The sequence below is a fragment of the Frankia canadensis genome (assembly GCF_900197875.1).
GTDB classification, from domain to species: domain Bacteria; phylum Actinomycetota; class Actinomycetes; order Frankiales; family Frankiaceae; genus Frankia; species Frankia canadensis.
In genome coordinates this window covers 1-22,674 of the sequence record NZ_FZMO01000536.1, presented here as the reverse complement: position 1 = coordinate 22,674, position 22,674 = coordinate 1, and the positions used below count along the sequence as shown (strand labels likewise).

17 protein-coding genes are annotated in these 22,674 nt (G+C 72.7%); 6 read left to right on the top strand and 11 right to left on the bottom strand.

Going from position 1 to position 22,674, the window contains the following annotated elements; all coding sequences use genetic code 11:
• Positions 1 to 1,958: 1,958 nt before the first annotated feature.
• Complete coding sequence (locus C1A33_RS29505; RefSeq protein WP_243408061.1) at positions 1,959 to 3,302, bottom strand: lipase family protein; 1,344 nt, start codon at positions 3,300 to 3,302, stop codon at positions 1,959 to 1,961.
• A 391-nt stretch (positions 3,303 to 3,693) separates the two neighbouring features.
• On the opposite strand from C1A33_RS29505, the gene C1A33_RS29500 reads away from it, so the two are divergent.
• Complete coding sequence (locus C1A33_RS29500; RefSeq protein WP_101835373.1) at positions 3,694 to 4,551, top strand: DedA family protein; 858 nt, start codon at positions 3,694 to 3,696, stop codon at positions 4,549 to 4,551.
• A 231-nt stretch (positions 4,552 to 4,782) separates the two neighbouring features.
• On the opposite strand, the gene C1A33_RS29495 is transcribed toward C1A33_RS29500, so the two are convergent.
• On the bottom strand, positions 4,783 to 5,121 hold the full coding sequence (locus tag C1A33_RS29495; protein WP_101835289.1) for a P-II family nitrogen regulator: 339 nt from the start codon (positions 5,119 to 5,121) through the stop codon (positions 4,783 to 4,785).
• A gap of 117 nt (positions 5,122 to 5,238) precedes the next feature.
• On the opposite strand from C1A33_RS29495, the gene C1A33_RS29490 reads away from it, so the two are divergent.
• Both C1A33_RS29490 and C1A33_RS29485 read left to right on the top strand, forming a co-directional pair.
• Complete coding sequence (locus C1A33_RS29490) at positions 5,239 to 5,781, top strand: YbhB/YbcL family Raf kinase inhibitor-like protein (protein ID WP_101835287.1); 543 nt, start codon at positions 5,239 to 5,241, stop codon at positions 5,779 to 5,781.
• Between the two features lie 317 nt (positions 5,782 to 6,098).
• Positions 6,099 to 7,049 carry an SCO6745 family protein gene (locus tag C1A33_RS29485; RefSeq protein ID WP_101835285.1) on the top strand — a complete coding sequence of 317 codons (951 nt, stop codon included), beginning with the start codon at positions 6,099 to 6,101 and terminating at the stop codon, positions 7,047 to 7,049.
• On the opposite strand, the gene C1A33_RS29480 is transcribed toward C1A33_RS29485, so the two are convergent.
• The 6 genes from C1A33_RS29480 to C1A33_RS29455 all read right to left on the bottom strand — a co-directional run bounded on the left by C1A33_RS29480 (position 7,016) and on the right by C1A33_RS29455 (position 15,626).
• A complete protein-coding gene (locus tag C1A33_RS29480; protein ID WP_243408060.1) occupies positions 7,016 to 9,061 on the bottom strand; it encodes a conjugal transfer protein TraC in 2,046 nt (681 codons plus the stop codon). The genes C1A33_RS29485 and C1A33_RS29480 overlap by 34 nt on opposite strands.
• Positions 9,058 to 10,560, bottom strand: a complete 1,503-nt coding sequence (locus C1A33_RS29475) for an SCO6880 family protein (protein ID WP_101835283.1) — start codon at positions 10,558 to 10,560, stop codon at positions 9,058 to 9,060. Before C1A33_RS29475 ends, C1A33_RS29480 begins: the two co-directional genes overlap by 4 nt.
• A 134-nt stretch (positions 10,561 to 10,694) precedes the next feature.
• Positions 10,695 to 12,122 carry a hypothetical protein gene (locus C1A33_RS29470; protein WP_101835281.1) on the bottom strand — a complete coding sequence of 476 codons (1,428 nt, stop codon included), beginning with the start codon at positions 12,120 to 12,122 and terminating at the stop codon, positions 10,695 to 10,697.
• Positions 12,119 to 12,904: a hypothetical protein gene (locus tag C1A33_RS29465; RefSeq protein WP_101835279.1), complete on the bottom strand. Its 786-nt coding sequence runs from the start codon at positions 12,902 to 12,904 to the stop codon at positions 12,119 to 12,121. The genes C1A33_RS29470 and C1A33_RS29465 overlap by 4 nt, the downstream gene beginning before the upstream one ends.
• 69 nt (positions 12,905 to 12,973) lie before the next feature.
• Positions 12,974 to 13,390: a DUF6112 family protein gene (locus C1A33_RS29460; protein WP_101835277.1), complete on the bottom strand. Its 417-nt coding sequence runs from the start codon at positions 13,388 to 13,390 to the stop codon at positions 12,974 to 12,976.
• Between the two features lie 13 nt (positions 13,391 to 13,403).
• Positions 13,404 to 15,626, bottom strand: coding sequence for a MinD/ParA family ATP-binding protein (locus C1A33_RS29455; protein WP_133150877.1), 2,223 nt, complete (start codon positions 15,624 to 15,626; stop codon positions 13,404 to 13,406).
• Positions 15,627 to 16,647: 1,021 nt separating this feature from the next.
• Between C1A33_RS29455 and C1A33_RS37145 the strand changes: the two genes are divergently transcribed.
• The 3 genes from C1A33_RS37145 to C1A33_RS29435 all read left to right on the top strand — a co-directional run bounded on the left by C1A33_RS37145 (position 16,648) and on the right by C1A33_RS29435 (position 18,915).
• Positions 16,648 to 17,076 carry a helix-turn-helix domain-containing protein gene (locus tag C1A33_RS37145; protein WP_243408059.1) on the top strand — a complete coding sequence of 143 codons (429 nt, stop codon included), beginning with the start codon at positions 16,648 to 16,650 and terminating at the stop codon, positions 17,074 to 17,076.
• 143 nt (positions 17,077 to 17,219) lie between these two features.
• Positions 17,220 to 17,900 carry a hypothetical protein gene (locus C1A33_RS29440; protein WP_243408058.1) on the top strand — a complete coding sequence of 227 codons (681 nt, stop codon included), beginning with the start codon at positions 17,220 to 17,222 and terminating at the stop codon, positions 17,898 to 17,900.
• A 7-nt stretch (positions 17,901 to 17,907) separates the two neighbouring features.
• Complete coding sequence (locus tag C1A33_RS29435; protein WP_101835271.1) at positions 17,908 to 18,915, top strand: NlpC/P60 family protein; 1,008 nt, start codon at positions 17,908 to 17,910, stop codon at positions 18,913 to 18,915.
• Positions 18,916 to 18,950: 35 nt separating this feature from the next.
• Here C1A33_RS29435 and C1A33_RS35430 read toward each other — a convergent pair whose 3' ends face one another.
• The 3 genes from C1A33_RS35430 to C1A33_RS29425 form a co-directional block, all read right to left on the bottom strand.
• Positions 18,951 to 19,109, bottom strand: coding sequence for a hypothetical protein (locus C1A33_RS35430; RefSeq protein ID WP_165818644.1), 159 nt, complete (start codon positions 19,107 to 19,109; stop codon positions 18,951 to 18,953).
• A 392-nt stretch (positions 19,110 to 19,501) separates the two neighbouring features.
• Positions 19,502 to 21,100, bottom strand: a complete 1,599-nt coding sequence (locus C1A33_RS29430) for an FAD-binding oxidoreductase (protein ID WP_101835270.1) — start codon at positions 21,098 to 21,100, stop codon at positions 19,502 to 19,504.
• A gap of 145 nt (positions 21,101 to 21,245) precedes the next feature.
• On the bottom strand, positions 21,246 to 22,674 hold a 1,429-nt coding region (locus C1A33_RS29425), incomplete at its 5' end, for an NHL domain-containing protein (RefSeq protein ID WP_207770564.1).

The window sequence follows — 22,674 nt, the reverse complement described above, 5'->3', positions numbered from 1 at the left end:
TGTGGATGAGCATCGGGGCGGGTTCATCGATGTCCCTCGAAGGTCACCGATCAGCTGGTCGGACGCGCGTCCGGGGCCCGGCATCATCCCAGCTCAGGGGGATGATCGTGGCTGCGGTCAGGCGGTTGTCCACAGCGCGGCGCGCGGGCCGTCCGACCGACTGCGCACATCGCGGAGCCGCGGCTCGCGCGCCTCGTCCGCGGTGATGGTGAACGGCTTCGCCGATGACCGTCGCTGGGGCAGCGTCGCCCGTCCCCGCCGACTCCGCTGGTCGGTTCGCCTGACGGTCGCCCTTCGGACTGACCGCCGCGCCGCACGGAACGCTGGTGGTCACCGTGCATCTGGTGACCCATGGCCGAGGGAGGGCAGCGTTGGTTGTCCACAGGCGCGCGGGGAGGAGCACCGGGTCGGTCACCATGGGCATCGTTCGCGATCCGCTGCCCGTGGATGGGCATGGATGGCCGGTCGTCCACCTGGCGAGGCGGACGGTGCCCACGTCGACGAACCGCGGTGCGGGTCATTCGCACGCGGTGGCCCCGCTGGGGTTCTCGGTGTGTGTCCCCAGCCGGCCATCGAATCGCGCGACCGGCGATCCGATCGCGATGACCACGCTGGGGCCCTGGTCACCCCGATCGATCGACTGTCCCCAGCCCCTGGAGAGGCACCGTGCCGCACGCCGGACGGCACGTGGGACGCGGGATCGCGACTGTGCCCCAGGGCTTGGCCCGACTGCGGACGGCTGCTGTGGAGGAGCACCGGGCCGGGCAGTCGATGACCATCCACGGTCACCGACCGACCGCTCCGCCGTGAGCCGCGGGTCGCGCATCATCCCAGCTCAGGAGGGTGATCGCGGCGGTGGCAGGCCGTCGTCCACAGTGCGGCGCGCGGGCCGTCCAACCGACTGTGGACATCGCGCCGCCACCGCCCACGCGTCTCCTCCGCGGCGATGGTGAACGGGTTCGTCGATGACCTTCGATCGGGGCAGCGTGAGCCGCGCCGCCTTCCGCGGTTCGCCGGTTCACCTGTTGATCGCCTCGCGATCCGACCCATCGCGGAGCGCGAGGCGCGGGCGGTCACCGTGCATCGAGCTACCCCTCACCTCGAGGGGGCAGCGTGGTTGTCCACAGGTGCGCGTGGAGGAGCAACGTGGTGGCCGTGGTGGTCATCGTGGGCACCGTTCGGGGTCGCCTGCCCGCGGATGGGCACGGATGTCCGGCTGTCCGCGGGCAGGCCGAGCGGTGCCCACGAGAGGAATCCGCCGACGAAGGCACCTGTGCCCTTCCAAGCGGCTACGTGGAGTTGTCCCCAGGCCGCTGGAGGGGCACCGTCGTCGATGTGCCCAGGGAGAGCGGCCGGCGGCCCTGCCGCCGGCCACCGGAACCGCTGACGGTCACTGTGCCCGGCCGCCACGGTGACCGGGCCTGGGCCTGGTCACCGCCCCCGGCGTCAGGGCATCGCCAGCTCGGTGTTCGGACCGTGCGCCGTGCCCACGATGCCCGAGGACGGGCCGGGCACACCCGACACGACCCTGACCATCCCGGGGCAGTGTGCCGAACGGTGCCCCACGCCCCGCTGTCGCCGCCGAGGCCGCATGCCGGGCCGGGGCCCACCCATCTCGAGGCTGTGACCTGTTGGAATCCATCCCGGCGGGGTTATCCACAGCCGCCGGGGCATGGTGCTGGCTCGCGGAGTCATCGGCCAGGGCGGAGCCCCGTTCGACCGGCGTCGCCGGCGGATCCAGCACTGTCCACAGGGCCCGCCGGCGGGGCCGGTCAGGGTCGCCACGGTGCCCCCGCGGGGCCATCCGTCCGGCCGTCCACAGGCCGCTCAGGCGATGACGGCTGAGCGCGGGTTCACCGATGGTGAAGACGGGCCATGGGCGGTCAGCGTGATGACCCAGGCAGGACGTTGTCCACACCCGGGCGGGCACCGTACGGGCGCGAGTGGAAATGGACGGGCTACTTCCGGGCGTCCGTGCTGAGCGCGCAGATGTCGGTGACCATCGGTGGCCGGGGGGCGAAGCGCTGCGCGACCCACGTCATCAGATCGGGCATGGAGGCGCCGAGGATCGAGCCATGGTCGGCGAGTGGATACCGTCGGTAGTCCACCGGCGTCCCCTGCCCGCACAGGCGCCGCACCACCCCGTCGCTGACCGGCCGGCGGATCACCGCGTCGAGGTCGCCCTGCAGGAGCAGCGTCGGCGCCATGAACCGCGTCACCTCCGCCTCCTGCCGGGCGAAGCCGGGCGCGAACGGCGCCTGGGCCAGCGGGTCCACGGTGAACGCGGTGCCGGTCGACGTGCCGATGCTCGCCCCGAGCAGGTCGGCGGCGCAGCGGGTGCGGGCGATCCCCAGCAGCCGCCGGCCGGTCGGCGTCAGGTAGCGATCGAGGTCGATGCGCGGGTCGGACGCCGCCAGCCCGGCCGTCGCCAGCAGCAGGTAGCCGACGCCGTCGGGGTTGCGCCGCAGCGTGGCGAGGGACGCGGTCAGATCCGCGAGCGGGGCGGTGGCGACCACCCCACGGATCCGCAGGTCCGGCGCGTAGACCGCCGCCTGTGCCCCGGCGGCCAGCGCGGCCTGCCCACCCTGTGAATAACCCCAGGCGACGACCTCGTCCCCGGCTCCGGTGGCACGCAGGGTCCGGGCCGCGCGGGCGGCGTCGAGCACGGCCCGGCCCTCCGGCGAGGCGACGTAGATGGCATGGTCGCCCGGCGTGCCCAGCCCGGCGTAGTCCGTCAGCGCCACGACGTACCCGGCCTGGACGAGGGGGATCGTCCAGAGGGCGGGGCCGAGCACCGGACGGGCCCGCGACGGTGCGCAGGAGTCCGCGATCCCCGTGGTGCCGTGCGCGAACGACACGACCTTGCGGCCGCCAGTGGGAACCGGAACCCGAGCATCGGGCGCGAGGACGATGCCGGAGACCGCGGCGGTCGCCTGACCGGCGGGCCGGGACAGGTAGGTGATCCGCCAGGCCCGGACCCCGGCCGGCGCACCGTCGATCACGCTGTGGGTGAGCAGGTCACCAGGTGCGCCGGCCGCGGCGGAGCGGCCCGTGCGGGCCGTGCGGGCCGGGTCTCCCACCGCGGTGTCCGGACCGGGGATCTCCCGGGCGGCGCCGCCGCCGCGTCCGCAGGCGGTGAGCGGGAGCAACGCCGCCAGTGGGAGCAACGCCACCAGCAGCGGGAGCACGCCCGGCGCCCGGCGCCCGGTGCGCCAGCGGAACCTGGGCGAGCCAAACCAGTGTGTGTACGAACCGTTGGATTCCGATGAATCCTCGTCCGGAACGATCCAGGGGAAACGCACCGAATAAGCCTATGGTTCACCCGGTATGCCTTCGACGCTGGTGTGTCGCTCCTGTCGCTCCTGTCGATCCGGTGTCCGATTAGCGAGGATTCGGCTGCGCGGCTGGAGCCGACCGCGTTACGGCGCGGTCGGGTGGATCGCAGTGCGCGCACGGCCGCGCCCCTGGCTGGCCGCCGCGCCGATCAGCGGCTTCTGCCGCGCCTTCGCGATGGACACCGACTGCGGACTGCCTGTGGATCCGGGGCTGATGCCCGGTGGTGCCGGCCGAAGGTCTCGGAGCAGTCGATACCCTTACGGTGTCCCCAGGCGGGTGCGGGGCGGTGGCACGGAGATCAAGGGCGGTCTCCCTGGCGTGTCCGACCCTGTCGCCCTCACACCGGCGGAGGCCCCGATGGTGACCACGTTCGCGTCGAGCACACTCGCTCTAGGACCCAGTGCCCTGAGCGCCGACGGCCTGGTCAAGGCCGGCCTGGTCATCGTCCTGCTGATCGTGTTCGCGGAGTCCGGCCTGCTGGTGGGCTTCTTCCTGCCTGGTGACTCGCTGTTGTTCACCATGGGGATGCTGATCGCCCGGGACGAGATCTCCACGCCGCTGCCGGTGGCCGTGATCCTCATCGGGTTGGCCGCGATCGCGGGCGACCAGGTCGGGTACATGATTGGTCGCAAGGCGGGGCCGGCGCTGTTCAACCGTCCCGACTCACGCCTGTTCCGGCAGGAGTACGTGACGAAGGCGAATGCCTTCTTCGAGAAGAACGGACCGCGATCGATCGTGCTCGCCCGGTTCGTTCCGATCGTGCGGACCTTCACGCCGGTCATCGCCGGAGTGAGCCGGATGAACTACCGGACGTTCGTTCTTTACAACATCGTCGGCGGGCTGCTCTGGGGCTGCGGAGTGACCCTCCTCGGGTACTTCCTGGGGTCGATCGACTTCATTCACAAGAACATCGAGGCGATGCTCATCCTCGTCGTCCTCGTGTCGGTGCTGCCGATCCTCGTCGAGTACCTCCGCAGCCGGCGGCGCCGGTCCGCGGCCGGCGGCCAGGGCGGTGCGCGCAACGGCGGCGGGACCGCCGGCGGCAGTGCGGTGACGGGCGGCGACGGACAGATCGCGACCTCCAGGGCCCACGGCGAGGCGGACGAGGCGGACTTCGATCCGGCGGCGACGATGCAGCTGCGCCGGAGCGGGGCGGGAGGCTATCCCGCCGGGCAGCGCCCGGCCGGTCAGCACCGCCAGGCGGCCAGGGACTGATCGCGCGACAGGCGCCGCGCAGGCAAACGGTCCCGGCGAGCTCCGCACCGATACGGGGGGAGTCGGCGGGCGCCCGCCGGGACCTGGTGGTCACCGTATCGGGTCAACGAGGGCCGTGTCGCCCACCAGCCAGGGGCATGACATAGAAATGCCAGGTAGGAGCCCTAATCGTCGGCATGTGACTATATTCACACCCGGATGGGGGGCTGTCGGGGATGTCACCCCGAGCGATCAAAGGGCGTCCAGACCGCGCTCCCCGGTACGCACCCGCGCCACCGCGTCGACCGGCAGTACCCAGATCTTCCCCGCACCGCTCGCGGACGACGCGGCGGCGCTTCGAATCACGCTCAGGACGTCCTCGACCTCGGAATCGGGCACCACGCACTCCACCCGTACGGCGCTCACGGACTCGTCGTGGAAACGCCGTCCGCGGTACGTCTCCGTTCGCCACAGCTCCGTGCCGAAACCGGTGACCTGGCTGATCGTCATACCATGGATACCGAAGGTGCCGAGGGCGGCGCGAACGTCATCGACCCGGTGTGGCCGCAGGATCGCGGTGACAAGTTTCACGACGGTTTCTCGCCCTCGCTTCCGAAGTGCGGTTTCATCGCGGTGAAGCGTAGAGCCGGCAGGTGACGGATCCGTCTCTCGGAAATGTCATCGAATGGCGTAACGGAAGGATGTCAGATGTCCCTGCTCGACCGCGGCACTCCCCCCGACCCGTTGGACGTGCTGCCCGTCCGCCCGCTGTTCAGCCTCACCAGCACGGATCTGGCCGACGGCAGCGCCCTGCCGCTCGCCCACGTCGATCCGAGTGCGGGGGGCGCGGGCACCTCCCCGCAGCTGGCCTGGTCCGGCCACCCGGAGCAGGCCGAAAGCTTCGCCGTCACCTGCTACGACCCGGACGCGCCGACGGGCAGCGGCTTCTGGCACTGGGTTCTCGTCGATGTGCCGGCTTCGGCCACCGCGCTGCCGACGGGCGCGGGCGGCGGTGCGTTCCCCGGCCTGCCCGCCGGCGCCTACCACGTCCGCAACGACTACGGCTCGAAGGAGTACGGTGGCGCCGCGCCGCCGCCCGGCGACGTCGTGCACCGGTACGTGTTCGTCGTGCACGCGCTGGACGTTCCCAAGCTTGAGATCAACGACGAGGTCTCGCCGGCGGTCGTCGGCTTCAACCTCGCTTTCCACACCCTCGCCCGGGCCGTGCTGCGGGTGACCTACCAGCGGTGACCATCCCGGCCCTGGCCGCGCGGTAGGGGACACGGCCGCCGGGCGCCCGGGCCCGACCCGACGCCCCCGCCCGCCCGGCGGGACGCGGCGCGACACGCCCGACCACACCGGGGCATGCCGGGTCGGGGTGGTCGCCCGGCACCAGGGTGGGAAGTCGGCGAGGGTCGTTTCCATCGCGTTTCCGGCGCGTTCCTGCTGGCAACGGACCGTCGGGCGGGACGCGGCCCCCGTTCGGCGGACGATCAGGTCCTCATTTCCTGGCCTACCGGACCTCGCCCGGGGGAGGCTGGAACCGACTCACGGTCGGGAGGATCTGCATGGGCGACGGTAGACAGCTGGATGCGAGTGCTCGCGGAGCGGCCTTCGCGAACGATGCCCGCCGGGTCTGGGAGGTGGCAGAGCCGATCCACGCGGTTCTCTACTTCCACCCGGCGGTGCGCCGCTTCGCGGCGGAGGCCGGCTGCTACAGCTTCGGCGCGGGCTATGTGGGAATGCGGGCCGCCCCGCTCGGCGCGGCGTCCGCCGCGATGATCACCTCGACCTTCTACTCTTTCGCCCCGCGGCGCATCGCCCGCTGGGTGCCCGACGTGTGGAGCTACTCCTCACCGGCGCGCCTGCTCGACGCCAGGCTCGCGGCCGTGGACGCCGTGCTGCGCGAACTGTGGGGTCTGGACGCGACCGGCGTTGTGGTGCGCCGCGCCGCCGACCTCGCCGGCCGGGTCGCCGCTGCCGCGGTCACCGCCGGCCGCCCACTGGCCGCCGCGAACGCCGCTCTGCCCATCCCCCGCGAGCCGCATCTGGCCCTGTGGCAGGCACTGACGATGCTGCGGGAGCACCGCGGCGACGGGCATGTCGCCGCCCTCGTGCGGTCCGAGGTCGGCCCGGTGGAGGCGCTGATCCTCTCCGCGGCGACCGGACGCAGCCCCGCCGAGCAGCTGCGGGTGTCCCGCGGGTGGAGCGAGCAGGAGTGGGCGGGGGCCGCCGCCGACCTCGCCGCCCGCGGCTGGCTGACGCCCGACGGCACCCTCACGGCGCACGGGGCGCAGGTTCGCGCCGAGATCGAGAACATCACGGATCTGCTGGCCGCCGCCCCCTACCGTCAACTCGCCCACGACGAACGGGACGAGCTGTACGCCATCCTGTACGGGCTGGCCGAGCGGGTCGCCCTCGGCGGCGGCTTCACCTGGCCGAACCCGATCGGGTTGAACTGGCCGCCGGCGTCGGACCGGCCGCGTCAGCCGGTGGAGCTGGGTTCGACGGACGGGTAGCCGTACCCGCCGGCGAACGGCTCGTCGTCGAGGTCGCCGCCGTCCAGCCGCAGGCCGGGCGGCGGCACGCCGGGGCCGAGATCCGGCGGATCCAGCTCCGCCGGGTCGAGGTCGTCCGGGGTGAGGTTGGTGTCGTCGACCTCGCCGTGCATCTTCGACCCGTTGAGCACCACCGGGATCTCCAGATCGCCGACGACGTGCTCGACGTAGAACGCCCGCGACCCGATCAGCCACAGCGCGAACCCGGGATCGAGGCGGGGCAGCAGGTCGGCGGCGACGTCGGTGAGCCCCAGCGCCTCCTGCGTGTCGGCGATCTGGTCGGACGCCTGCTTGTACAGGATGCGGATCGCCGTCTCGGCGAGCAGACCCTTGGCGATCTCCACCGAGTCGGGGGAGGCGGAGAGCAGGTCGGAGATGCGGTGGGCGACGATCGCGTTCGCGCAGCCCCACTGGCGGGCGAGCTTCTGCTGCGCGGACAGCCGGCGGACCAGCCCCGCGAAGCGCATCAGCCGCCAGCACTCGTCGTAGACGACGTAGCGCTGCACGCCGTCCTGGCGCATCAGCGCCGCCTCCATCCACGCCTGCGCGCACGTCATGATCAGCGCGATCATCTCGTCGCTGCCCTGGACCCGCTCCAGGTTGAGCACGGCGATGGGACGGTCGAAGTCCAGCGGGGACGTCGTCGGGCCGTCGAACAGGCCGCCGAGCGCGCCGTGGGTGAGCCGGCGCAGCGTGAGGGTCGCGTCCCGGGACGCGTCGCGCAGCTCGGTGGCGGTCATCGGCAGGCTCGAGCAGTCCTCCTCGCTGGGGTCGGTCATCGCCTCCAGCACGTGGGGAAGCAGCGGCGTCGCCCAGCGCTCCGGGGAGGCGCCGGTGATCTGCCGGGTGACGACGTCGAGGGCGAGGTCCACGGCGGTGTGCTCGGCGGGGGTGAGCGGAACCCCCTTCGCCGTCTCGATCAGGGAGGACAGCAGGGCCGAGCGGGCGCGCTTGACCTCCCGGGCCCAGTCCGCGTCGGCGATGCCGCGGGGGCGCGGCGGCGCGTCGAGCGGGTTGAGCCTGGTCGCCATGCCCGGCCCGATGTAGGTGGGCTCGCAGCCGAGCCGGCGCGCGAGCCGCGTGTACTCGCCCTTCGGATCACAGGGGACGGCGGCCTGGTAGCCGAACGCCGCACCCCGGGAGATCAGCGTCTTGAGCAGCGCCGACTTGCGGGAACCGACCGCGCCGAAGACCGCGAAGTTCGGGTTCTCGATGACCTGCTGGCGGTACAGCTCGAAGACGTCGAAGTCGAAGGAGTTGCCCGACCAGACGTGCCGGCCGATGTACATGCCCGGCGCGTCGAGGCCGGAGTCGACGACGAACGGGTAGATGCCGGCGATCTGCGCTGTCGTCTCCATGTGCGCGGGCAGCCGCAGCTTGTGGAAGATCCGTCCGGCGAAGGGGCCGAGGACCCGCGGGGGCTGCGCCCCGCGGCGCAGCGCCGCCTGGGCGCGCCGCATCGCGGCCTTCTCCGAGTTGGCGGCCGTCCGCTCGACCCGCCGGCCACGGCGCGGCGACGGATCGGGCATGGGGGCTGCCGCCCCACGCCGGCGCCGCGGCCCGCCGCCGAGGTCCACGAACCCTTCCGCGTCGCGTCCCGGGTCATGCGAGTCCGCCTCGTAGGCCGCCGCCCGGGGACCGTCCGGGTCGTAGCCGGCCTCGTCGTAGCTCGGCGGGTCGACGTCGTCGTCGTAGCCATCGTCGAAGCCGTCGCCGTCGTCATACGCCGCGTTCTCGTAGGCCGTGTTCTCGTAGGCCGCGCCGTCGTACCCGGAACCGTCGTACCCGGAACCGTCGAACCCCGCACCGCTCTGGTTGACGCCGTTACGGCTTAGCCCGTTGTGACCGGTGCCGCTGTGGTCCGTGCCGTTGCGCTCCGCGCCGTGGGCGGCCGGGCCCGGGTAGCCGGAGCCGTCGTAGGCCGTCTCGGTTCGGTATCCGGGCGTGCCGTCGGCCGTGTGTCCGGAGCTCATGCGACCCCAACCGCTAGTGGAAGGGCCCCGACGCTGAAGCCCTGGTCCTGTTCCCCGACGAGGCGCACCATCTCCAGCCGGCTGCGCGAGGCCAGCGTCTCCGCCTCGCCGCAGGCGTCGGCCAGGCCGTCGAGGTCGTCCGCGGAGACGGTGACGAACCCGTGAAAGCGGAACGCGCCGAAGCCGGCGATGAGTTCCTGTTCGCGCCGTTCGACCTCGTCGGCCTCGGCGACATCGCGCTGCGTTGTGACCTTGCCGACCTTGTCCCGCATCTGCTGCTCGCCGAGGTGCGCCATCCGCCGGCGGTTGACGGCCTTCTCGGCCTTGCGCCCGGGCAGCGGCTCGACGACGAGCGACACGGTCCGCCGGCAGGTCGTCTCCATCAGCAGGGGTGCGAGGAAGGCGGCCGGGGAGGGCACCCGCGGCCAGCCGTTGATCCAGTACGTGGTGTGGAAGCCGGAGTCCGTGCGGTAGTGATCCCAGGCGGTCACGGTGCGTACCGGGCCGGCGATCGCCGGGTCAATGCCGGACGCGAGGCCCTTCAGACCGCCGGCGAGGTCGGTGCTGGCGCCTCCCCGAGCGTCGATCATCTCGATCGAGTACGGATCGTAGGTGGTGCGGATGACGGCCGCGAGTGCGCGGGGCGGCAGCCAGCCGACCGTGTTGATCGACGCGCGGGCGAGTGCCGCCTCCATCGTGCGCAGCTCGCCGAGCAGGACTGCGCAGGCGGCCTGATCGCCACCGCCGGCGCGCTGGATCGCCCGGCGGGCGTCCTTGGTACGTAGCTGGAACGACAGGTAGGTCTCGTGCCGCTGGGCGACGGGCCCGGCCGCGTCGATGACCTGCTGGTAGGCGTTGGCTGTCCAGGAGTCGTCGTGGTGGCCGCGGACCCGCCAGTGCCGTTGCAGCTGGTCGCCGGAGTCGGGCAGGGTGCGCTCGAGCCACTGGATGCGCGACAGCCGCCCGCCGCCCGACGTCAGACCGGCGAGCAGCTCACCCCACGCGTCGACCCGGGCCTGCTGGTCGCCGGACTCGAGCAGCGCGAACTGGCTTCCCCGCACCTGCAGGACGGCCGTGTAGGTCTGTTTCTTCGCGTCCTTGACCACGGCCACATAACGGCTGCCCCCCACCGGGACGGAGAGCATCACCAGAGAGGACAGCGGCCCGGGAAGGACCGTGCGGCTGAGCTGGTCCTCCCCGGCACCAAGCCGGAAGAACGCGCCACGGAACACCGATTCGCCCGTCACCTTCTGCATCGTGAAGCCGAAAATGATCGGCACCCACTGGTCGAGGTTACGATCCTCCACTCGGACGAAGGCGACGAACAGCAGGGCCACCGCGAGCAGTACCCAGATTGGGACGATCACCAACGGTGACCGCAGTGCGCCCAGCACGCAGAGCATCACGCCGATCATCAGGCCGAGTTGCGGCCAGCGCATGCCGAGCATGACGCCGCCGCGTTCGAGCGGTCCGAACCGGTAACTGCGTTCCGCGGCCATCGACTACCTCACTCGCCCCGCTGGTCTGTGCGCGCGGCCCCGCCAGGTGCAGAACGGGCGACCCGTCCGGCGTGGCTGGGGCCGCGCGGCTGTGCTCATCGACTGGCTGTGTTCCGTTTCGGCCCGGCCGGCGGCTACTTGCCGCCGGTGCGGGTCGGGGGTTTGGGCGCGACGACCCGGGGCGGGCGCACGGCGGGTGTGACGGGCGGGCGACCGCTGGTTGTGGTGGCCTGCCCGGATCGGCCGGCGCCACCTCCCGCGCCGCCACCCGTGCGAGCCGGGGCGACACGGGTGCCGCCGGCGGACCTGGTGCCCGCGCCGACCGCGACGGTGGCCCGTGCCGGAGCGGTCGAACGGGCTGGCTGGCGCGCCGCGACGCCCGAGGTGCCCCCTCCTCCGGGGGCGCCGACGCGGGCGGGTCGTGGCCGTCCGGTGGACGGTCCCCGCACGGCCGCCGTCGCGGCACCCGGGCGAGACGGCATGCCGACGGGCGCGCCGATGCTCCGTCCGGTGCGGATCGCCGCCGGCCGGGCGAGGCCGGGCTCGACGCCGATGGCGCCGCCGGAATCGCCGAGCATGCCACGGTTGCGGGTCTGCAGCCGGGCGCCGATTCCCCGGAAGGTCTCCCGCGAGGTCGATCCGAGCAGTGCGCCCGCACCCTGACCAAACGAGGCAGCGCTGCGTCGGCCCACCGATCCGACCGCGCGCATCAGATGGACGTCAGCGAATCCCATCAGATGCATGAGGACAAACGGCGCGAACACCGCCGCGATCATCACCACGGTTCCACTGAGGATGGTCAGTGTCTGATCGACCGTGGAGCCGGTGGAGTCACTCGCCATGCCGGCGCCGAGTGTGAAGATCGCATAGATGACCGGCTTCGCGAAGATCAGCGCCAGGAGGATCTCGGTTGCCCGCTTGATCCAGGCACTCGTGGACATCGTCGGCTGCCCGGCGAGGTAGAGCGGGATGAACACGGCCATCACGATGATGGCCACCTTCCGGATGTAGAGCACGACGAAGAGCGCGAACGAGAACATTGCCACCAGGAGCGACAGCACGAGGTCGAGTGCGAAGTTGCCCTGTTCCGGGAGCGCGCGCAGTTGCGCGACCAGCGAGGCCCCCAGCGGCTTCCCGTTGCCGAACGCGTCGGCGATGCCATCCGAGGCGGTCAGGATCATCTGGAGCAGCGCCAACGCGATGAAGGACCCCAGGATCGCAGTCCCGGTCGACGCGACGGCCCGGACGAAGATGTGCGGATCACCCCGAACCGCGCCCATGATGCAGGCACACAGGAAGAGACCGGTCACGACCAGCACAGCGATGCCGAACGCGATGTTGTAGTTCTCGACGACGTAGTCGGCGTTCAGGTCGATGGAGGTCTTCTGCTGCGCGAAGCTGAAGACCGAGCTGGACAGGTCCGCAGCCATCCCGCAGAACGCCGTCCCCATCGAACTGAAGTAGGCGTCCACACTCCCCGTAATCGCACCCTTGATGGCGCTCAGGGGGTTCGGGTTGAAGGCGAGAATTACGGTGCCTTGGCCAGCGGTTCCCGTCGTCATGCGCCCGCTCCGATCAGAAGAAAACGGCGGAACTCCTCGGACCGTTGCTCGGCCGGGTCTGGGCCATCTGGGCCATCGTTTGCATCGAACAGCTTCCAATCCGACCCGCGCCATTGAACAGTGCAGAGATCGGTTCCCCAGAAGTCCCTGGGCTTGGTCTCGGGCGTGCCATCAGTCACGCCCGCATTCGCGTTAAGCCAGATGTAAATTTTTGCCTCGTCTGACTTGCTTTCAACTACCTTATAACCAAGAACCCGATATTGGAGAACGAAGTTTGGTGAATTCACCGAAGATACGCCGAAATTCTTAGCTGTTCCGTTATTTGCTTCGACTAGGCGCTGGCTGACGCGTTCTGCAACGGAGTCCTCTGTCGTGATTGACTTGAATACTTCTCGTATCCTGGCGGGCTCTCTATTACTTGCGTCGCTATATGCTGCAACGTAGTTGGCGCAGGCGCTTACTGCTCCAGGCTCGTTGTGAGGGTAGCCAACGGGAATCTTGAACTCGTTGACACGCATAGGAAGTCCGGGCACTTGGCTCTGGCCGTCTACGACTTCGGATGGAGCGGAGGTGGGGCCTGGAGTCGGGATCAGAGTAGGAGTGGCTGTAGTGGGCTTGGCCTCGGAAGTTGGCGCAGGGGCTACGGAGGCGGTGTCGGGGCTTGCGCCCTTGTCTGGGATGGCATAGCGACCGATCATCACGCCCGTGACCACGCTTACCGCTCCAGTGGCCACGATGATGATGATCAGGCGCCTGGCCACGTTGTCCATCAGGCCCTGCAACGCCCACTCCCCTCACAAGACGGCACGGTCATCATCGCAATGTCCGCCCGCGGGTACCCGGGGAACCGGTCAGAAGAGCGTTGACGTCGGGTCATGGACCACGCCAGGGTCAACGGCGACGGTGAGCTCGACGGCTGGAGGGCGGTGGCCGCTCGGGTTGGGCGCCGGCGCGGTGGCCGTTGCGCCGGTGGCGAGGAAGAAGTTGACGAAGGCGGCCGCGGCGCCGACCAGGAATGCGAGGCCGAAGCCCGCGATGACCCCGCTCTTTCCGACCGTCGACGCCCGCTCGAGCCCCATCCGCTCACCGAGCGCCCAGGCGATCCCACCGAGTAGCACGGCGGCTACGGCAGCGATCACGGCGTAGGCGGCCAGGCCGTTGACCAGGTCTTTCAGAGCGTTGATGCCGGGCGCTTTCGAGTCGTCCGGCTTCACCTCGACGGCAAGGAACATGACGGTCGCCTTGGCGGAGGCGGCGTCGTGGATCATCGCGGTTCCTTTCTCACAGGCGGGGGCCGCCCGGACGATCCGGTCCGGCGATCCGTGAGGGTGCCGTTGGTGACCGTAGGTCGCCGAATGATACGCCGGCCGGTGCTCTGTGATCCGCGGTAGTGGCCGTGGAGGTGCCCGTCGCGCCGTCCCCGATGCCCGTCGTCACACCTGCGACAGCGGAGCGTGACGATGCTGCCGGCTGCTGGCCGATGACCGCAGCCGTCTCGACCTCGGCTTTCGCGAGGATGAACAGGTTCTCGATCGTGGCCGCGGCGAGGCGCAGGTATGCCCGCCTGGTACGTCTGCGTAGCCGGGGGATGCGTACCGGCGTGTGCCGGCTGGGGTCCAGCCGTGGGTCGTAGGGAATGCGGACGAGCGCGTCCACCTGCCGGTCGAGGCGCGCCGCCGCCGCACGGGTGCGGGGCGAGGGGCGGCCGCGACGTGGGGCGACGATGGCGACGACGATCGGTGGGGCGCCGGCACCGGCGAGCCGTCCACCCGACACCTCGCGGAAGGCCCGCAGGCGCATCAGCGTCGCCTCAAGGTCTGCCGCGGTAGCGAGGGTGACAAGAACCACAAGGTCCGACGCCTCGATCGCACCTTCGGTGAGTGGCGCCTCTGCCGGCGCGTCCACGAGAACGAGCGGATAGGAGTGGGCGAGCAGGCCGAGCGCCGACCGCAGATTGCCGGGGGTGACGCTCTGCTCCTCGACGGAGACGGTCGGGGTTTTTGCCGTGTCCGGCGGCGTGGATCCCGCCGCCGACGGCTCCGCGGCGAGCCGGCCCGCGTCCCGTCGCAGCGGCAGAACGTCGAGGTCCCGGGCGCTCCCCGCCCGCTGGCCGCTGATCATCAGCCGCAGCTCCGCCGGCGAGCGGTCCTCGCCGTGATGCCGGACGACGTCCTCCACCGTGGTGGTTCCGGTCGAGCCGACGCGGCTGCTCAGCGGGTCGCCGCGGGGCTCCTCCTCGTCCGTGGGCGTGGCCGGTGGCGCCGGCGCGGTCGCGACCGCGGGACGATCCCCGGGCCACAGGTCGACGGCCAGTACCGGATGGGCCCGCATCCCCGTGAGGGTCAGGCCGATCACGCCGGCGAGCGTGGTCGTCCCCGAGTAGGGGAACAGCGAGGTGACGGCGATCCGCCAGGAGCCGGGCAGCGGGATACGGGCCCGGTCCCGCACCGACAGGCGGAGCGGGATCTCCTCCCACGGTTCGAGCCCATGCCCGCCATGTCTCGGACGGGGCCGGTCGACCGGGTGTTCCTGTCGCGCCGTGGCGGGTGCTGGCGTGGCCGGCACGGGCGTGGAGCGCGGCCGAGGCGCGGCCGGGGCGGTCTGCTCGTCAGGCGGCGTCGCCGGCAACGGGGGGCGCACGGGCGCCGGCGGCGGCGCGATGGCCGGTAGCGAGCCGACTCCCGTCGCCAGCGCCTCCCCGGCGAACGGGCCGGACAGCGCGACGGATCCGGTGGACGGGAGCGACGTCACCGCGCCGCCGGCCGTCGGCGCGGCTGAACCGACACCCGGCCTGGCGGGCCCGTCCGGCTCGGAGGCGGTGCCTGGGGCCACCGGCTCGGTCACGGTGAGCGGTCCGGCGGCGTCAACCCCGGATACGACGATCGGGTCGGTGATCGTGGTCCGGTCGGAATGCGCTGCCCACTCGGAGTCGGTGATCCGGTCGGCGATGTCGTGGGAGTCGGTCGCCGTAGGCGGTAGCCCGCGCGGATCCGCCAGCGGGTCGGTGGCGGCCAGTGGATCGGCGACGACGATCGCGTCGGCGCCGCTGCTCGTGCCGGGGCCGGCCAACGCCTCGGTGACGGCGCCTGGGGCGGGAACGGCCCCCGGAGCGGCGGAAGCGTCCAGGCCAGCGGAAGCGTCCAGGTCAGCGGGGGCGTCCAGGTCAGCGGAAGCGCTCAGGCCAGGCAGAGCGTCCAGGCCCGCGGAGGCGTCCGGATCCGGCGAGCCATCCAGAACCGCGGAGGAGCCCGGGCCTTCGGCGGCCGAGGCTGGGGCACCGTGGGGATCCTCCGGGCGCGTGCCGCGGTCACGGGCGGCGAGGACGCCGTCCGCCCCGGAGACGCTCGCCGGGGACTCCAGGGGACCCGCGACCGGACCGGAAGGACCGGCCGGGGTGCTCGGACCGGTGCCGCGGCGCGGCGCGGAGGCGCGCGGCGGGCGGCTGCGCGGCGTCCCGGGAGCGACGGGAGGTACGGAGGCGTCCGGAGGCCCCGGCGAAGCCACGGACGCGGGTCCGGGCGGCGTGGCCGGTGAGGTGCTCGGGGCGTCGCCGTCCGGCGCTGTCGGGCGGCGGGTCGCGTCACTCGGAGTACGCGGCGCGATCGCGGCCGGCCGGCCGGCGCGGCGGGACCGGCCGCCGCGGGTTCGATCGCCGGCGTCCGTGCCCCCGGCGCGGGGGTTCCCCGGGTCGGATGGCCCCTGAGAGCGGCGCGAACCCCCTGTCCCAGACGTGACCTCCGCGCTGCTTGCACGGTCTGCACCCGGTTCGGTCGCCGATGTCGCATCATCAAGGAGGAACGCCTCGCTCTGCCACGCCTCGTCGGGCGGTGCGGGCGTGTCCGACGCACCGCGGCGCCGATGGCGTCGCCGGCCGGAGCGAGCGTAGGGAGGTGACTCGGCGTCCTCGGGACCCGACGGACCGTCGAGCCCGTACTGCTCCTCCCGCTCGGGCGACCGGTGGGATCGGGAGGCCGCCGTCGGGATGCGGGCCCCGATGAGGGAGACAGGCCGCGCATCGCCTTCCTCATCGTGCGGTGCCTGTGGCACATCGCTCACGCGCCGTCGCCCTCCCGGCTCTCTCAGGTTAGCTAGTGCCAGTTAAGGTTACTTACTGTTACTTACCTTCGGCTGCGGTCGGATCGATGTAACACGAGCCATTCGAGTATGACAAGCTCTGCTTGAGGCTATCCAGGACAGGTGGGTCGGTGTACCTTCCGGAACCGGACCTGGAGGCGCGGCCCGGATCACCCCGACGAGCGGGTGATCGGCCACGCGTGACCATGCCGGGGCCGGCGGGGGGTAGTCGGGATCAGCGGCGCGCATCGTGCGGCAGACGAAAGGAGCGTCGGTGGCGCAGGACGGCTTCTCGATGGCGACGCCCCGATCATCCGGTCGCCCCGGTCGCCCGGCGGGCCCACAGGGATCCACGCAGGGTCGTGCCCTGCCGGCCGGTTCGGCCCCGCTGCGTGCGGCGTCCGGGAGCGGATCCGCCCGCCCGCGCGGCAGCGCGGCCAGATCATCGAATATGACATCCACCACATCGTCGGGTGTGCCGGCTGGCGCGACGCCGCCGGTCTCCCCGCTGGCCTCGCCGCACCTGGCGCCGCCCGGTGCCCGGCCGGCCGTTTCGGGGTCGGTGGGCGCGGTGGGCGGGCCCGCGGTGCTCGGGCCGGCCGGGTTCGCCCCACCGGGCCAGGCGGCCGGCGCGACGAGCGGTGTGAACGGCGGCGCGGGTCCCACCGTGGCCGGGCCCGCGTCGCCGGCGACCGCCGCGGCCCGGCCGTCCGACGACGACGAGGTGCTCACGGTCGAGGAACTGGTCGCCTGGTTGCGGCTGTCCGAGAGCACGGTGCTCAAACTCCTGTCCGAACGGGCGATCCCGGCCCGCAAGGTCGGCCACCAGTGGCGGGTCCGCCGCGGACGTGTGCGGGACTGGCTGGACGGCCGCGAATGACGTCCAGGCGGATGCCCGGGACGCCCACGCCCACCCGGCTCGGCGGTGCGGTCGTCACGGGTTCGGCGGCAGGGGCCGCCAGGCGGGTCCACGGCGCGGGATAGCGACGGCGGCCCGCGGTGTTTCCGACTCGACGCGACCCGGTGGTCGCCTCCCCCCACCGGCGCCGCCCGGCGCTGCTACTGGCACGGCCGTCGGCCCTGCTGGGGGTTCTCGCCACGCTGGTGGCGCTGGTGACGCTGACGGCCTGCGGATCGATCGGGCACACTCCCGCGCCGCAACCGGCCCCGGCCACCACCGGGCCACCACCGGGCGCGAGCCAGGCTCCAGGGCCCCCGCTGGCCACGGCGACCGCGGCGGCGTCCGCGCCGAGCCAGGTGGACCGGAAGGACCCGGCCCAGGTCGCGAGCGACTGCTTCACCCGCTGGCAGTCGTTTGACGCCCGGAGGGACCCCGGCCCCGGCGCCGGCGTCGAACGGGCCAGGGACTGCCTCACCGAGGACTTCGCCGCCACCCTCGGCGCGGGCGGCGCGTCCGGCTCGGCCGGCGGTGCCGACGGGCAGGCGTGGGAGGTCATGCGTGCCGCCGGAACCCGTTCCCAGGTGACGGTGCTCGCCGTCACGCCGGTCGGTGGCATCGACACGACCGACACCGGCCGGGTCGTCCTCCAGCTCAATGTCCGTCGCGAGACCGTCACCGGGACCCAGCCGCCGGTGACCGCCGTGTCCACCCCCGCGCTGACGTTGCTGCGCCAGACCGACGGAACGTGGCGGGTCGCCGGCGCGGACCTCGCCAGCGTCGCCGGCGACGCGCCGGGGCGGTGAGGCACAGGTGGCGCGCGGCTTCCCGCGGAAACGATCAGGATGGCTGGTCTGGCTGGGCACCGGTTCCGCGGTCATGATCGGCGGGATCATCATGATGGTCTCGGTGCTGATCCTCGCGCTCGCCGGTCCGTTCCTCGTGCATCGCGGCCAGGGCAGTAGGTCGATCACTAACTCCGAGGGCATCCCCGCCGAGTTCGTGCAGCTGATCACGGACGCGGCGAACGACGCGGGCTGCGCGGAGGTGACACCGGCGCTGCTGGCCGCCCAGCTACACCAGGAGTCGGGGTTCAACCCGCAGGCGCGCTCCCCCGTCGGGGCCATGGGCATCGCCCAGTTCATGCCGGCCACCTGGGCCGGTCACGGCCAGGGCGGGGACGTGTGGAACCCGGCGGACGCCATCCCCGCCGCGGCGCGCTACGACTGTGAGGTGGCGGCGTCGGTGGCCTCCGTGCCCGGGGACGGGCAGGAGAAGATGCTCGCCGCCTACAACGCCGGTGCCGGCGCCGTGCTCGCCTTCGCCGGCATCCCGCCCTACACCGAGACCCGCAACTACGTCCGGACGATCCTCGCGCAGTCGCTGGTGTACGGCGATTCGCTCGACCCCGGGATGGTGATCCCGACCGGCACGATCGCGCCCGTGGTCGCGTTCGTGCAGTCGCAGGTCGGCAAGCCGTACGTGTGGGGTGCGGTCGGGCCGGACACCTGGGACTGCTCGTCGCTGGTCCAGGCCGCCTACCGCACCATCGGGATCGAGCTGCCGCGGGTGACCACGGACCAGCTCGCGGCCGGCCCGGTGGTCGCCGGCGTCGATCCGCAGCCCGGCGACCTGCTGTTCACACCCGGCTCGGACGGCACCGCCGACGCCCCGGGCCATGTCGGGATGTACATCGGTGACGGTCGGGTGATCGCGGCGAAGGGCGCCCGGTGGGGCGTCGTCGAGTCGGACATTTCGGATTGGACGGGCATCGTCGCGGTGACCCGCCCGCTGGCGAAGGCTCTCGACAAGCTGCCGTGACGCCAGGCGGCGGGCGTGACTTTTGGTAACCGAGGTCAGGCCGTTGCCTGGGACACGAAGTCCGACAGACCGTTGGCCACACCGCCGAGGACGCCCACGGTGTTGTGGATGACGTCCGCGGCGCTGCTCGGGGCCGTCACGACGTAGAACAGTAGGAACAGCCCAATACCCCACGGCCAGATGAGACTCTTCATGGACGACCTCACAGCAAAGCCAGCCAGGACGGCCGGACGGACACCGACGCCGGCGTGTCACCGACAGCATTTGTTTACTCACCTTAAGTAGCCGCTGCAAGGTGAACCGCCGGCACGCGGGCCGCGGCGCCGTCCGCGTCCGGCAGGGCCACCCGCGGCGGGTGAGCCGGCCGGCGCGAGGCATCCCGACACCCCGGCGGACACGCCCACGGACACGGCGAAACCCATGCTGGGACAGCGAATGGACAGGAAGCTGACCATGGTTAGCCACTGGGCGAGGTGGCCATCGACCGCGTGTAATGGACCGAGCCACCCCGGGCCGGTGACGTCGACTCCTGGCCCGGGGTTGGATACCCACCGGCCGGCGAGGCCGGCCACGCGGCGATGACGCGTCAGGCCGGGGCGACGCTCTGGGCGAAGCGGAAGAGGTTGTCCGGGTCGTAGGCGCGCTTCACCCGCCGCAGCCGGTCCAGGTTCGCTCCGTAGTACGCCGCCTCCCAGTCGGCGAGCTCCGGGTCGATGTAGTTCTGGTAGGCGGTCGACGAGACGAACGGAGCCGTCGCCGCGACGGTGGACCGCAGCCAGCGGCGGTTCTCCTCCTTCACCGCCGGCGGATCGCTCGCCGCGTAGCCGGCGACGTACTGCGCGCTGGCGATCGCCCCGCGGTGCACGAACGCGGTGTCCCCCGGCGCGATGCGGTTGATCGCGCCCCCCCAGGAGTCCAGGATCACCACCCCGGAGCCGGCCCTGGCCGTGCGCTGGCGCTGCTCGATCGCGTCCAGCATGACCTCGATCCCCCGGGTGGGCATCGGCGAGAGCAGGAACGCCGAGGCGGCCCGCTGCGCGACCCGGGCGACGGTGCCCCCCGGCGAGCGGCCGGTCAGGTGGCACGACTTGACGCCGCGTCCCGCGCAGCCGGCCTCGATGAGCATCGTCGCCAGATGGTCCCGCGTGACGAGGTACGTGCTGGACGGCCGGTGGCCGCACGCGTCCACCAGGGCGGCGAGCTGCCCGCGCAGGCCGGCGAGCGCGGCGTCGTCGGTGCCACCCGAGAACACCCCGCTGACCCGCAGCACCGGCGTCGCGCCGACGCCGCTCGCGGGGGCGGACGAGACGACGCACGTCGACCAGGTGGCGTCCGCCGCCCCGCCGGGCCCGGCGACCCATCGCTGCCAGGCGCCGACCACGTCGGCGGCGGCCGACCACGGCCAGTGGTAGGTGAACAGCGCCAGCGGCGTCGCCTGGTGGGTGGCGAAGGTGAACGAGGTGACGATGCCCACGTTGCCCCCGCCGGCGCCGCGCAGCGCCCAGAACAGATCCGGCTCGTGGTCGGCGTCGGTGTGCACGATCTCACCGGAGGCGAGGACGACGTCGGCGGCGACCAGCCGGTCGCAGGTCAGCCCGTGGCGGCGGCCCAGCACGCCGATGCCGCCGCCGAGAGTGAGCCCGGCGATGCCCACCGTCGGGCACGACCCCCCGGGCAGCGCACGCCCGGCCCGGGCGAGCTGGTCGTAGACGTCGACGAGGAGCGCGCCCGCCCCGATCCGCGCCTGCTGGCCGGACGTCGGGGTGATCGTGGCCATCGACGTCACGTCGACGACGAGGCCGGTCGTCGTCGAATAGCCGCCGTAGCTGTGGCCGCCGGCCCGGGCTGCCAGCGGCAGGCCCGTCCGGCGGGCGAAGTCGACGCAGGCCGCGACGTCGGCGGCGGAGGTGGCCCGGGCGACGGCCTGTGGCCGGATCGTGTCGAAGGCCGGGTCGAACAGCATGCTCGCCGCAGGGTAGTCCTGGTCTCCAGGGCGGATCAGCGGGCCGGTCAGCCGCGCGTCGAGGGCCGCCCAGTCCGGCCCGGAGGCGCTCGTCGGCGCGGCCGCCGGGCGCGGTTTGTGGTCACAGCCGGTCAGCGTCTCGCCGCCGAGCCCCAGTCCGGCCAGGGCCAGCCCGCCGGCGCCCGCGGCCCGCAGCACCGACCGCCGATCGGGTCCGCGCACACGACCTCCCACCGAGCCGTCCGCCACCCGCCGCCGGCGCGGGGCGCGGCGCGGGATCCCCCGGCGAAGGTATGCCAATCCTGGCGTCGGCGGCACGGTCCAGGACCGGTCCCGCCGTACGGGTTCCAGCCGGGCGTCCTGGCCGTCAGGAGCCGGGCGGCGGGCGCAGGACGGTCGTCAGGAACCCGTCCGTCCCGACGCGGCGCACGGTGCCGTCCCCGGCGCAGGCGATGTAGAGCGCCCCCGACGGGTCGAGCACCACGCCCGCGGGTTCGCTCAGCGCCGACTGGGTGGCGAGGGCGCCGTCCCGGTCGGAACCGGAGCCCGAGCCCGTCCCCGCCGCCGTGGTGATCACGCCGTTCCGGTCGATCCGGCGGACGACGTCGTTGCCGCTGTCGGCGATGTACAGCGTGCCGTCCGGGTCGAGCGCCAGGCCCTGTGGATCGTCGAGCTGGGCGTCGACGGCCGCCCGGCCGTCGCCGCGGCTGCCGTAGGTGCCAGGGGTGCCCGCGACCAGGCTGATGCGTCCGGAGCGGTCGATCCGGCGGACGGTGTCGTTGCCCTCGTCGGCGACGTACAGGCCGCCGTCCTTCGCCGGCAGCAGGCCGCTGGGCCGGTACAGGGTGGCGTTGACCGCCGGGCCGCCGTCGCCGGCCGAGCCGTACTCGCTCGCCCGGCCGGCGACCGTGCTGATCTGTCCCGCCTCGACCCGCCGGATCCGATACCCCTCGGCGATGTAGAGGACGCCGTGCGCGTCCACGGCGACGGCCACCGGGTCGTCGAGGTGGGCCCGGGTGGCATCGCCGCTGTCCGCGGTGGAGCCGTCGGAGGAACGGGGGCCCGCGCCCGCCACCGTCGTGATGATCCCGTCGGGGCCGATCCGGCGGACCCGTCCCGCGTCGGTCTCGGCGACGTAGATCGCGCCGTCCGGCCCGATGGCGACCCCGGCCGGCTTCTGCAGCTCAGCCGCGAGCGGCTGGCCGCCGTCGCCCAGCACGGGGGTCGGGGACGGCGACGGGACGTCGCCGGTCGGAGTCGGCCGCGGACCGCTGCCGCCGATGCGGGCCGCGCGGCCGTCGGCCGTCAGCCGGACGACCTGACCCTGTCCGGTCCCGGTCCCCGGATCGGTCAGGTAGAGCGAGCCGTCCGCCGCGAGGGCGAGTGCGCCGGCGTTCGCCAGCCCGGTGAGGGTGACGGGTGGGCCGGGGTAGGCGGCGCGTCGATCGTCCTTCCCGCCGCCAGACAGCACACCGAGGCCGACGAGCAGGCCGACCGTCACCGCCAGCACGGCGACCGCCGCCACCCCGACGAGGATCAGTGATCGCCGCCGGTCCCCGTGCCGCCGAGGTCCGCCCCCGGTGACGAGGGTGGGCGGCATCGGCTTGCCGGCCGGGGCCGCGCGATGCCGGCCGTTCGCCGCGGGCCCCGCGGGCGGCGAGGCGGCGAGGGGGTTGTAGGGCGAGCTGGGTGGTTCGCCGGGGAGCGCGGGCGTCGAGGTGCCGTGCGGCCCGGCGTGAGCGGCCCCGAAGGGCGGGGCGGGCGTGGCGCCGTTCGGCTGGGCGTGAGCGGGGCGC